The organism is Neisseria subflava (genome assembly GCF_003044935.1).
Lineage (GTDB): Bacteria > Pseudomonadota > Gammaproteobacteria > Burkholderiales > Neisseriaceae > Neisseria > Neisseria subflava_E.
In genome coordinates, this window is record NZ_POXP01000001.1 from 403,672 (window position 1) to 416,429 (window position 12,758).

9 protein-coding genes are annotated in these 12,758 nt (G+C 47.1%); 1 reads left to right on the forward strand and 8 read right to left on the reverse strand.

Going from position 1 to position 12,758, the window contains the following annotated elements:
• Positions 1-59: 59 nt before the first annotated feature.
• From DBY95_RS02005 to yhbY, 8 genes are all read right to left on the reverse strand, one after another.
• The gene (locus tag DBY95_RS02005; RefSeq protein ID WP_234394567.1) at positions 60-722 is read right to left on the reverse strand and encodes a DUF1287 domain-containing protein; all 663 of its coding nucleotides are present in this window, start codon (positions 720-722) and stop codon (positions 60-62) included.
• A 223-nt stretch (positions 723-945) separates the two neighbouring features.
• Positions 946-2,322 (reverse strand): UDP-N-acetylmuramate:L-alanyl-gamma-D-glutamyl-meso-diaminopimelate ligase, encoded by a 1,377-nt coding sequence (gene mpl / locus DBY95_RS02010; RefSeq protein WP_107723200.1) that lies wholly within the window; start codon positions 2,320-2,322, stop codon positions 946-948.
• A 412-nt stretch (positions 2,323-2,734) separates the two neighbouring features.
• Positions 2,735-3,073, reverse strand: a complete 339-nt coding sequence (locus DBY95_RS02015) for a P-II family nitrogen regulator (protein WP_063069030.1) — start codon at positions 3,071-3,073, stop codon at positions 2,735-2,737.
• A gap of 89 nt (positions 3,074-3,162) precedes the next feature.
• The gene (gene lpdA, locus DBY95_RS02020) at positions 3,163-4,947 is read right to left on the reverse strand and encodes a dihydrolipoyl dehydrogenase (RefSeq protein WP_107723201.1); all 1,785 of its coding nucleotides are present in this window, start codon (positions 4,945-4,947) and stop codon (positions 3,163-3,165) included.
• A 77-nt stretch (positions 4,948-5,024) separates the two neighbouring features.
• Positions 5,025-6,635, reverse strand: a complete 1,611-nt coding sequence (gene aceF, locus DBY95_RS02025) for a dihydrolipoyllysine-residue acetyltransferase (protein WP_107723202.1) — start codon at positions 6,633-6,635, stop codon at positions 5,025-5,027.
• A 148-nt stretch (positions 6,636-6,783) separates the two neighbouring features.
• The gene (aceE, locus tag DBY95_RS02030) at positions 6,784-9,447 is read right to left on the reverse strand and encodes a pyruvate dehydrogenase (acetyl-transferring), homodimeric type (protein ID WP_107723203.1); all 2,664 of its coding nucleotides are present in this window, start codon (positions 9,445-9,447) and stop codon (positions 6,784-6,786) included.
• Between the two features lie 616 nt (positions 9,448-10,063).
• Complete coding sequence (locus DBY95_RS02035) at positions 10,064-11,491, reverse strand: tetratricopeptide repeat protein (protein WP_107723204.1); 1,428 nt, start codon at positions 11,489-11,491, stop codon at positions 10,064-10,066.
• 224 nt (positions 11,492-11,715) lie between these two features.
• Positions 11,716-12,003, reverse strand: a complete 288-nt coding sequence (yhbY, locus tag DBY95_RS02040) for a ribosome assembly RNA-binding protein YhbY (protein WP_107723205.1) — start codon at positions 12,001-12,003, stop codon at positions 11,716-11,718.
• A gap of 111 nt (positions 12,004-12,114) precedes the next feature.
• Here yhbY and DBY95_RS02045 point away from each other — a divergent pair, with 111 nt between their 5' ends.
• A complete protein-coding gene (locus DBY95_RS02045; RefSeq protein ID WP_107723206.1) occupies positions 12,115-12,735 on the forward strand; it encodes an RlmE family RNA methyltransferase in 621 nt (206 codons plus the stop codon).
• The last annotated feature ends 23 nt before the right edge of the window (positions 12,736-12,758 follow it).

Sequence of the window (12,758 nt, forward strand, 5' to 3'; positions counted from 1 at the left end):
GGCCTTTTTTATTGCTCTATGGCTTTTCAGATGCAAAACTAGGTATTTAGAGCTTAGCACTAGGATTTATTGAATGGGAAGCCTGAAATGTCCAGTGATGGTGTAGCGGTAGAGGATATATCATCTTCACGGGTTCCTGAACCGATATTATGGATAATCAGAGGCCTATCGCCGATTTTTCGATCGGAGACGATGCCGATATGGGGACGGTTGCCTTTCAGTTCCCAAGTTACAATATCGCCAGCTTGATAGTTTGTATCTTGAACTGCCCAGCCTTGACGCGTGAAATAAGTTATTAGGTTAGGGACGCGGCGGTGATCGATATTAGTGTCCGGCTGTTTTAATCCCCAGCGTTTCGGATAAACGGAAAAATTCCGACTCATATCTTGATGAACAAGCTCTTGCAAATCTATATTTTGGTCACGTAAGGCTCGGATAATGACGTCTGTGCAAACGCCTTTTGATATCGGCACATCGCCCATCGGATAAGTGAGCTTCGTGTAAGCTGGGTCGTAACGAAGGGTTTTGCCAATTTGGTTTCGCGCAAATTGTACGATTTGCGGTGATGGTCCTTCGGGTTCGGTAATCTTCTGTTGTAGGAAATTGGTATTAATACTTGAGATAGAGTTGTGATGACGGGCAAAAAATACCGCTGTTGTAATCAGAAGGATAGAAAGCGCAATACTGAGAACTATGGGCTTAAAGAGAGTTTTGTGTTTCATGATATATGCACAGATTAGATGTTGTCTGCATTATTATCAGATTTTGGGGAGGCTTGGCAATGCATAATGGAAAAATGGTCTTGAGCAGGTATGTATAGGCTAATAATGGATGGGTGCTATTTGGGTATTACTAAAACATTTTTCGTAAATATAAATTTTAAATTGGCACATGATAAAAGGCCGTCTGAAAACTTTTCAGACGGCCTTGGTTATTGGAGAAGGCTTATTTCAACGCTTCCAACAGCTTTCCGTGTATTCCGCCGAAACCGCCGTTGCTCATGACCAAAATATGGTCGCCTGCTTCGGCATTTTTCACGATTTCGGCAACAAAGGCATCGAAGTCTTTGCCGACGTGCAGCTTGCTGCCTAAAGGCGCGAGGGCTTCGGCAACGTTCCAGTCCACGCCACCGGCGTAGCAGAACACTTGGTCGGCATCGTTTAAGCTTTCGGGCAGGGCGGCTTTCATGGTGCCGAGCTTCATGGTGTTGGAACGAGGCTCGAGGACGGCGAGGATGCGTGCGTTACCGACACGTTGGCGCAGGCCTTCGATGGTGGTTTCGATGGCGGTCGGATGGTGGGCGAAGTCGTCGTAAACAGTAATGCCGTTTACCGTGCCTTTGATTTCCATACGGCGTTTGACGTTTTTAAATGCACTCAAAGCTTCGCAGGCCGTCTGAATATCGACTCCGGCATGACGTGCGGCAGCGATGACGGCGAGGGCGTTCATGCGGTTGTGTTCGCCCATCAGTTCCCAAGCGACGTGTCCGACCGTTTCGCCGTGATGGCGTACGTCAAACGAGCCGTCGGCATGGACGGTACCAACCTGCCAGCCTTGTTCGGTACCGAATTTTTCTACGGGCGTCCAGCAGCCTTTGTCCAAAGTATCTTGCAGGCTTTGCTGCTGGCCGTTGCAGACGATGAGGCCTTCAGACGGCACGGTGCGCACGAGGTGGTGGAACTGGGTCTGTATCGCGCCTAAGTCGGCAAAAATGTCAGCGTGGTCGAATTCCAGATTGTTCAAAATGGCGGTACGTGGACGGTAGTGTACGAATTTGGAGCGTTTGTCAAAAAAGGCGGTATCGTATTCGTCGGCTTCGATAACGAAGAATGGGGATTTTGAGTTAGGGTCTTGGCGCGGGGGTTGTGGCAGACGGGCGGAAACGCTGAAGTTTTCCGGTACGCCACCAATCAGGAAGCCCGGAGCGAGACCGGCATATTCCAAGACCCAGGCGAGCATGGAGGCGGTAGTCGTTTTGCCGTGTGTGCCGGCTACACCGAGTACCCAATGATGGTGTAATACGTTTTCAGCAAGCCATTGCGGGCCGGAAATGTAAGGCAGGCCTTTATTCAAAATGGCTTCAATCACATCCATGCCGCGTTTGGCAACATTACCGATAACGTAAATATCGGCTTTAAATTCGTCCAATTGAGCGGCATCAAAACCTTCATGTACGTCTATGCCCAAGGCTTCAAGCTGGGTGCTCATCGGCGGATACATCTTTGCGTCGCAACCGCTGACTTTAAAACCTGCTTCTTTGGCAATAGCCGCTACGCCGCCCATAAATGTGCCGCCGATACCGATAATGTGGATGTGTTTCATGATAAGACTGTCTTTGGATAAATTAATTTTAAAGCCGTCATTATAACGGAGTTTGGATAAAGAAAGGGGTCGTCTGAAAAGTTAGACAACAATAAGAATAGGAAACAAATACGAGGAATTTGATTTTAAAAGGAGGGCATTGAGGTTTTGCAAGTATGGGATTGGGGTTAGCCCTGCTTTGGAAAGAGTTATTTGATACGGTAAAGTTGTTCACGAAGGTCAGGTGAAGCATTGCCTTGAATTCCTCCATACTTGATGGCGTGAGGTTTTCGGTAACTGGTTTATTTGGATAGACTTTAGAAAATGGATGGTTGTTGTTATTAAAATAATGCCGTCTGAGAAATAAGTCTTGATTAAAACAAGTCATGACTTTTTTCAGACGGCATTTATATCCTGTGTTTTACGATTTCTATTAAAGTGCTGCTTCTGAGCGTTCTCCGGTACGAATACGGATGGCTTCTTCAACCGGATAAATAAAGATTTTACCGTCACCGATTTTGCCGGAATGCGCGGTTTCTAAAATGGCATCCACAGCCTGATCGACTTTATCGTCAGCCAATACTAATTCGATTTTTACTTTAGGCAGAAAATCGACTGCGTATTCCGCGCCGCGATAAATTTCCGTATGGCCTTTTTGGCGGCCGAAACCTTTGACTTCGCTGACAGTCATGCCGGTAATGCCGATTTCGGTCAAGACTTCGCGCACATCGTCGAGTTTGAAAGGTTTGATAATGGCTTCGATTTTTTTCATATTAATTCTCCTTATTTGAGAAAAGGCCGTCTGAAACATTCAGACGGCCTTTGTTCCATCAAGTTCGTTCAAATTTTATTTGAGTGAACTTATTTCTTTTTCTGAGCAGGTAGGTCGGTACATACGCCCAATGCCACTTCCGCAGCCATACCGATGGATTCGCCCAGGGTTGGGTGTGGGTGGATGGTTTTACCGATATCGGCGGCATCACAGCCCATTTCAATCGCCAAGCAGACTTCACCGATCATATCGCCGCCGTTAGGACCAACGATACCGCCACCGATGATGCGGCCGGTTTCAGCATCAAAAATCAGCTTGGTGAAACCATTGTCGCAACCGTTGGCAATTGCACGGCCGGAAGCAGCCCATGGGAAGTTGGCTTTGGTAATTTTGCGGCCGGAAGCTTTGGCAGACAACTCGGTTTCGCCAACCCATGCCACTTCAGGAGAAGTGTAAGCAACACCCGGAATAACGCGCGCGTCAAAGTAGGCTTTATGGCCGGCACAGTTTTCCGCAGCAACGTGGCCTTCGTGAACGGCTTTGTGTGCCAACATCGGTTGACCGACGATGTCGCCGATAGCGTAGATGTGCGGCACGTTGGTGCGCATTTGTTTGTCCACTTCGATGAAGCCGCGGTCAGTTACAGCAACGCCTGCTTTTTCGGCGCTGATGAGTTTGCCGTTAGGCGCACGACCGGCAGCCACCAATACGGCATCGTAACGTTGTGGCTCTTTAGGCGCATTTGCACCTTCAAAAGTAACGTAAACGCCGTCTTCTTTAGGCTCAACAGCAACAGTTTTGGTGTTGATCATGATGTTGTCAAAACGGTATTCGTTTTGTTTTTGCCATACTTTAACCAAGTCGCGGTCTGCGCCTTGCATCAGGCCGTCCATCATTTCAACAACATCCAGGCGAGACCCCAAAGTGCTGTAAACCGTACCCATTTCGAGACCGATAATACCACCGCCGATGATCAACAGTTTGCCTGGTACTTCTTTCAGAGCCAGTGCACCGCTGGAATCGATGATGCGTGGATCTTCAGGAATGAAAGGCAGTTTGGTTACGCGGCTACCTGCTGCAATGATACAGTTTTTGAAGGCAACGATTTTTTTCTCGCCGGTAGGAGTCGCTTGCTCGTACACGTCGCCGGTAGTCAGCGACACTTCCAAGTGGTGCGGATCTAAGAATTGGCCGTCGCCTTGGATAACGTCTACTTTACGGCCTTTGGCCATGCCTGCCAAACCGGTAGTCAAACGGGAAACCACGCCGTCTTTGTAAGCACGCAGCATGTCGATATCGAGTTCAGGCTCTGGGTATTTGATACCGTTGGCAGCCAAGTGACGCACTTCATCGATAACGGCAGCATTGTGCAACAGGGCTTTGGAAGGGATACAGCCAACGTTCAAGCAAACGCCGCCCAAAGTTTTGTAACGCTCGACGATGGCAACTTTCAAGCCTTCGTCAGCAGCGGCAAATGCAGCAGAATAACCGCCAGGGCCGCCACCCAATACAACTACGTCGTATTCGGCATCGGCAGAACCGCCGAATTGAGCAGCTTGAGGAGCAGGAGCGGCTGCTTTAGGTGCTTCTTGTACAGGAGCGGCAGGCGCTTCGGCTTTAGGGGCAGCAGCTGCACCTTCGGCCTCAACGACAACAATCAAACCGCCTTCAGAGATTTTGTCGCCCACTTTAACTTTTACTTCTTTGACTACGCCTGCAACTTCGGCAGGTACGTCCATAGTGGCTTTATCGGTTTCCAAAGTAATCAGGGTATCGTCCACAGCAATGGTATCGCCCACATTTACTTCAACCGCAATAATATCTACATTTTCGTGACCGCCAATGTCGGGCACTTTCAATTCAACTAAGCTCATGTCTAATCTTTCTGAATGATGTTCGGACTTCTTTTTTCAGACGGCCTTTCTATATAGGCCGTCTGAAAATGCTCGGATTACAGGGTAATGCGGCGGAAGTCTTTCAACAGGTTAGCCAGGAATACGGTGAAGCGCATACCGGCGGCACCGTCGATGACACGGTGGTCAAAGGACAGGCTCAACGGGCACATCAGGCGAGGAGCAAATTCTTTGCCGTTCCAAACCGGTTTGATTTGGGATTTGCACACGCCCAAGATAGCAACTTCAGGAGCATTCACGATTGGTGTGAAACCTGTACCGCCGATACCGCCCAAGCTGGAAATAGTAAAGCATGCGCCTTGCATTTCTTGTGGTTTGAGCTTGCCTTCGCGGGCTTTTTTAGACAATTCGGTCAGCTCTTGGCTGATTTGTTTCAAGCCTTTTTGATCTACGTCTTTGATTACTGGAACAACCAAGCCGTTTGGCGTGTCTGCTGCGAAACCGATGTTGAAGTAGTTTTTCAGCACCAAGTTGTCGCCATCCAAAGAGGCATTGAATTCAGGGAAGGCTTTCAGCGCAGCAACAGAGGCTTTAATGATGAACGCCAATGGGGACAATTTCACGCCTTCACGTTCCCATTCTTTGTTCAGTTGTTTGCGGAATTCTTCCAATTCGGTCATGTCCGCTTCTTCGTGTACGGTAACGTGAGGAATCACAACCCAGTTGCGAGACAGGTTTTGACCGGAGATTTTCTTAATGCGAGACAGTTCTTTAACTTCGACGCTGCCGAATTTAGAGAAGTCAACTTTAGGCCATGGCAACAAGTCCAGACCACCGCCCAAAGAGGCAGCGGCAGGTTTGCCTACACCGCTTTGCATAACGGATTTAACGAAGGCTTTAACGTCTTCGCCCATGATACGGCCTTTCAGACCGGTACCTTTGACTTGACCCAGATCTACGCCCAATTCGCGTGCCAGTTTGCGTGCGGAAGGACCGGCATGAGCTTTGGCAAATGCAGCTTCGTCGATTTTGGCAGCTGCAGGTGCAGAAGGTGCAGGTGCAGCGGCTGGTGCGAGAGCGGCAGCAGGAGCTGGAGCAGCGGCTGGTGCAGATGCGGCAGCTTGAGCGACAGGAGCAGCTGCGGCGGAACCGGCGGTTTCTACTTCGATAATGGCAGAACCTTCAGATACTTTGTCGCCAACTTTTACAAATACGGCTTTAACCACACCGGCTTCTGTACATGGTACGTCCATAGTGGCTTTGTCGGTTTCCAAAGTAATCAGGGTGTCATCAACGGCAACAGTGTCGCCAACTTTAATTTCAACGGCAATAACGTCTACGTCAGAGTGACCGCCGATATCAGGTACAACAACTTTTACAGTTGCACCGCCTGCAGGGGCTGCGGCAGGCGCAGCAGCTGGAGCAGCAGGAGCTTCTGCTGCAGGGGCAGGAGCGGCATCAGTAGCGGCAGCACTGGTTTCAACGGTCAGAATAACGCCGCCTTCAGAGATTTTATCGCCAACTTTAACTTTAACTTCTTTCACGACGCCGGCTGCATCAGCAGGTACATCCATAGTGGCTTTGTCGGTTTCCAATGTAATCAGGGTGTCGTCAACGGCAATAGTGTCGCCTACTTTGACTTCTACGGCGATGATGTCGACGTTTTCATGACCGCCGATATCAGGGACTTTGATTTCTACGATACTCATTTGAGTTCCTTTAATATTTTCAGTTTGATGCCGTCTGAAAACTGTTTCACACGGCATCGGTACAGTTTGTCTGTTCAAACCTTTCAAGCATTCGGTTTTCAGACGGCCTAATGTTGGCATGAAGCAAACAGGCCGTCTGAAACATCAATTAGCGTTTCCAGCTAGGAGCTGCATCGGCTTTGATACCATATTTTTCAATGGCTTGTTGAACGGTTTCTTTGCTGACTTTGCCCTGTTCGGCCAGAGCGCTCAATGCAGCAACGGCAACGTTGTAGCGGTCAACTTCGAAGAAGCTACGAAGGTTGGCACGGCTGTCGGAACGACCGAAGCCATCGGTACCCAAGACGTGGTAGTCGTTAGGGATGTAGGCGCGGATACGGTCGGCATAGCTGCGGATGTAGTCGGTAGCGGCAATAACCGGACCGTCATGACCTTGAAGTTGAGAAGTAACAAACGGTACTTTTGCAGTTTCCAAAGGATTCAGGCGGTTGAAACGTTCTGCTTCGATAGCGTCGCGATGCAACAGGTTGAAAGATGGGCAAGACCAAATGTCTGCTTCTACGCCGAAGTCGGCTTTCAACAATTCGGCACCGGCAATTACTTCTTGCAGGATGGTACCGGAACCCATCAATTGGACTTTTTTATCGCCTTTGCCGCCGGCTTTCAGCAAGTACATACCTTTCAGGATGTCTTGTTCTACGCCTTCAGGCATGTCCGGATGGGTGTAGTTTTCATTCATCAGGGTGATGTAGTAGAACACATCTTCGTGGTTAACATACATGCGGCGCAAGCCATCGTGTACGATAACGGCTACTTCATATTGGAATGTCGGATCGTAAGTTACACAGTTTGGAATCAAGTCTGCTTGAATGTGGCTGTGGCCGTCTTCGTGTTGCAAACCTTCGCCATTCAGTGTTGTACGGCCGGCTGTACCACCCAGCAGAAAACCGCGTGCATGCATATCGCCTGCTGCCCATGCCAAGTCACCAACGCGTTGGAAGCCAAACATAGAGTAGTAGATGTAGAAAGGAATCATGGCAAAGTCGTTGTTTGCGTAGCTGGTCGCAGCAGCAATCCAGTCAGCCATGGCACCTGGTTCGTTAATACCTTCTTGCAAGATTTGACCGTCAACAGACTCTTTATAGAACATCAGTTGGTCTTTATCTTGAGGAGTGTATTGTTGGCCTTTAGGGTTCCAAATACCGTATTGACGGAACATACCTTCCATACCGAACGTACGGCTTTCATCTGGAACGATAGGCACCACGCGTTTGCCGATTTTTTTGTCTTTCAGCAAAGTAGACAGGATGCGGACGAAAGCCATGGTGGTTGAGAATTCACGGTCACCGCTGGATTTCAGTTGAGTCTCAAATGCTGACAACTCAGGCACTTCCAGAACTTCTTGGGTAGGTTTGCGTTGAGGCAGGTAGCCACCCAAAGCTTCACGGCGTGCATGCAGGTATTTGTATTCTTCGCTGTCGGGAGCAAAAGTCAGGTAAGGCAGGTTGCCACTGTCGATTTGCTCGTCGGTAACAGGAATGTCAAAGCGATCACGGAATTGTTTCAGAGAAGCTTTGTCCATTTTCTTGGCTTGGTGGGCAACGTTTTGACCTTCGCCGGATGCGCCCATGCCGTAACCTTTAATGGTTTTAGCCAAAATGACAGTAGGTTTGCCGTCAGCGTGGTTCACTGCGCGGTCGTAAGCGTTGTACACTTTTTGAGGATCATGGCCGCCGCGGTTCAATGCCCAAATTTGTTCATCAGTCATATCGGCGACCAATGCTTTCAGTTCAGGCGTATTGAAGAAGTGTTCGCGAACGTATGCACCGTCTTTGGATTTGTAAGTTTGGTAGTCACCGTCCAAGCACTCTTCCATACGTTTGCGCAGGATGCCATCTTTGTCTTTTGCCAAGAGGCGGTCCCAACGACGACCCCAGATGACTTTCACAACATTCCAGCCGGCGCCGGCAAAGTTGCCTTCCAGCTCTTGAATGATTTTGCCGTTACCGCGTACTGGACCGTCCAAACGTTGCAGGTTACAGTTGATGACGAATACCAGGTTATCCAAGCCTTCGCGTGAAGCCAGAGCAATAGCACCTTGGCTTTCAGGTTCATCCATTTCGCCGTCGCCACAGAATACCCATACTTTACGGCCTTTGGTTTTAGCCAGGCCGCGAGATTCCAAGTATTTCAGGAAACGGGCTTGGTAAATCGCCATCAATGGGCCAAGACCCATAGATACGGTTGGGAATTGCCAGAAGTCAGGCAACAGGTGAGGGTGAGGATAGGAAGGCAGACCATGACCGGCAACTTCTTGACGGAAGTTGTTCAATTGGTCTTCAGTCAGACGGCCTTCAACGAAAGCGCGTGCGTAGATACCAGGGGCAACGTGGCCTTGGAAGAATACCAAATCGCCTTCTTCGCCTTCACCTTTAGCTTTCCAGAAGTGGTTGAAGCCGACTTCGTACATAGTGGCGGCTGATTGGAAAGATGCAATGTGTCCACCCAATTCCAAATCTTTTTTACCTGCGCGCAAAACGATAGCGGCAGCGTTCCAACGAACGAATGCACGGATACGGTGTTCGATGTTTTGGTCGCCGGGGATGCCTTTTTCGTCTTCAACGGAAACGGTGTTCAAGTATGGAGTAGTGGTGCCATGAGGCATACGGATGCCTTTGTCACGGCTGTATTTGACCAAACTTTCCAGCAGATACTGGGCGCGTTCGCTGCCTTCATATTCTAAAACAGAGCTTAACGCGTCTAACCATTCTTTGGTTTCAATTGGGTCAACATCGTGTAATTGGGTGGACATAATATCTATCCTTGTGTTGAGTGTTTTTCAATGACGGAGTATTACTCCGATATTTTCGTTTGTGAATAAATACGGCTTATAAACGAAAATTCCAAGAGTCAAATTCGAAAAAATTTTAATTATTTAAATATTTTCAATACGTTATATGAGGCAATGAAAATTCTGAAAAATTAAAATTTTTTGCAAACTGGCTAACCTGCAAATGCTATCAGTAATTGGGCAAACTGGCAAATCGCGCTGTTGATATTAATAGGAGGGTAGAGGTTGAATTGATAATTTTTAAAAGTGCCCTTATGATGGTTTTAAAATTAGAATATTAAACAGACACGGTAAAAGTCTCTGTTGTTTGGATGAAAAAAATCAAATACGAAAATTAATTTTCAAAATTTGTCTAAAATCGAAAATTAAATTTAAACTTTGAGTTTGAAAAAGAAAATTCAGACCGTGTTATTTTTTACAAGCGAATGGGCCGTCTGAAGATTTTGGAAGAGGTTAAGAAAGAGTGAAATTTTAAGAGGACGATGATTGAGGAAGGGAAAATTAAAAAATGACATGCACAGGCTGGTTGAATAGCTGGCATGTCATTTGTTAGTAGTCTGAGAATTTCAGACGGCCTTTAAACTGCAGAGGATTTTTGAGCAAATTGCTTCCATTGAGCTAAAAGCTCTTTGAGAACATCTTGCTGCTCATGTCCATGTTGGATGGCTTCTTGCAGCCAAAAACATGCATTATTGATGTCTTTCTCTACACCCAGGCCGTGGTAATACAGACAGGCAAGATTATATTGAGCCATTGTATCCCTTTGTTTGGCTGCTGCCTCAAACCATTTCGCCGCTTGGGCATAATCGACAGGTACACCTTGTCCGCTGTAATACATCATGCCAAGATTGGTTTGTGATTTACTGTGTCCTCGTTCTGCAGACTGAAGGTATAGCTCCAGTGCTTCAGCATAATTTTGTTGGCGTTTTAAGCCATAGTGCGCTGCAAATGCCAGCTTGTAAAGACGTTCAGCTTCCTGACGTTGGAGGGCGATTTCTTTCGTCAGCTGATAGTTTTGCTGGTTATTCAATGCGCTGTCAGACAGAAGTTTTTGGTAAGCGACAAGATTACCTAAATCAGCCGAGCGTTGATAATATTGACGCGCGGTGTCTGCATCAACTGCTCGTCCCAATCCGTAGCGATGGATATCGCCTAAAAGACGCAATCCTTCCGGGTCATTTTGATCTGCAGCCAATTTAGCATGCTGATAGGCCTTTTGAGGGTCTCGTTCGGTGTTTTTACCCAGAAGATAGATTTCGGCAAGTGCTACATGCGCATTGCTGTCACCTTGTTCGGCAGCTTTTTCAAACCATTCCAATGCTTCAGCAGGATTTGATACGGCTAAGAGTTCTGCAAGAGAAGTTTGCGCTGGAACAATGTCGTAATCGGCGGCAATACGCAAATGTTCGATTGCTTTTTCAGGGTTTTGTGCAACACCTTGCCCCAATTTGTATTGAAGGCCGAGTTGCCAGTGTGCCGCAATAAATCCCTGTGCAGCGGATTGCTGATAAAGTTTATGGGAATATTCCAAATCAGGAGAGCTGGAATATTGGTAATGCTGGGCTAAGAAGTATTGTGCCTGAGGATTTTGTTGTTCGGCAGCTTTCAGTGCCCATTTGACTGCTTCTTGGTCATTGCCATTGTCTGCATATAAACGCATCAGGCGCAGTTGGGCAGGAGCCAATCCTTCTTCGGCAAGCTCTTGATAGGCTGCGATGAGCTTTTCTACTTCTATTCCATTATTTTCTTGTAATTGGAGAAGATTATAGCGGGCGTATGGATGACCAGCTCTTGCAGCTTGCTTTAAATATTCAACTGCAATTGCCAAATCTTGTGCATTTTCGTGGTGTTCGATCAGGCATCCTGCCAGCTGAAATGCAGCCTCAACATGCCCGGCTTCTGCTGCTTCGCAGAGCAATGGGATGGCCCGTGCAAAGTCAGGTGGGTCTTGAGTGATTAATTTTTCTGCCAGAAGAAAAGATTCTTCATATTGTTGAGCATTCATCGGTTTGCTTTTATATTTTGTGAAGGATTAAGAATAAAATAATCGGCCGACAGGGTGCGGCCGTTATGATTTTGTAATTTTGAGGTTATTTACAAAAACAGGCAACCGTATTTGTATTTTTATACTTAGAATAATGGAATAATTTGTCTTATGCTGCATAAATACAACAGAGGCATGTGATAAAGTGGGTTGAGAAAATACTTCTGCTGTTTATTCACTTTAAATTATTTATCGTCCGGTTTTTTACGCCACAAAACAAGTAATTTGCCAATATGTTGCACCAGTTGAGCACCCAGTGTTTCACACAGGGTATTGCAAATTTCAATACGTTCTGCACGGTCATCGCCAAAAACACGGACTTTAATCAATTCGTGTGCTGTCAATGCGGCGTCGGTTTCTTTAATGACGGAGTCGGTCAAACCTTGTTGGCCAACAATAACAACGGGATGAAGGTGGTGTGCTTGGGCTTTCAATGCCAAAATTTCTTTGGTGCTTAATTTGTTGTCGCTCATATTAATAAGTATCCAATTAAAAAGAATAATGGCTATATTGTACGCGATTTAGAACATTTACGGGGGAAATAACGTACAATGCTGATTTTAACTTAAGCATTTCAAATCAAGATGGCTGTACGCTCAAAATCTTCAAAAGCATGGCTGCATGAGCACGTCAACGATCATTATGTCCATATGGCACAAAAGGACGGATATCGTGCCAGAGCGGCTTATAAATTATTGGAAATCAATCAAAAAGATAAATTAATCAAGCCAGGTACGGTTTTGGCGGATTTGGGTAGCGCGCCGGGAAGTTGGTCACAGGTAGCGGCCAAGCTGGTCGGTAAAACAGGGGCAGTGTTCGCTTTGGATATTTTACCGATGGATGCGATTGATGGTGTGTCGTTTATCCAGGGCGACTTTAGGGAAGATGCTGTTTTGGAGCAGTTTGAAGCCTTATTGGATAATCGTCCGTTAGACCTTGTAATCTGCGATATGGCACCCAATATGTCAGGCAATGCCGTAACAGACCAGGCACGCAGTTTTTATTTGTGTGAACTGGCTTTAGATTTTGCCTCCCAACATTTGAAAACCGGAGGCAGTTTTTTAGTGAAGGTGTTTCAAGGTGCGGGTTATCAGGAGTATACGGCGGCTATGCGCGAAATTTTTGCCAGTGTACAAACTCGAAAGCCGGATGCTTCCCGCAATCGTTCCAGTGAGATTTACCTATTAGGTAAAAATAAACGCTGACAATGTAGGGTGGGTGCTTTAAA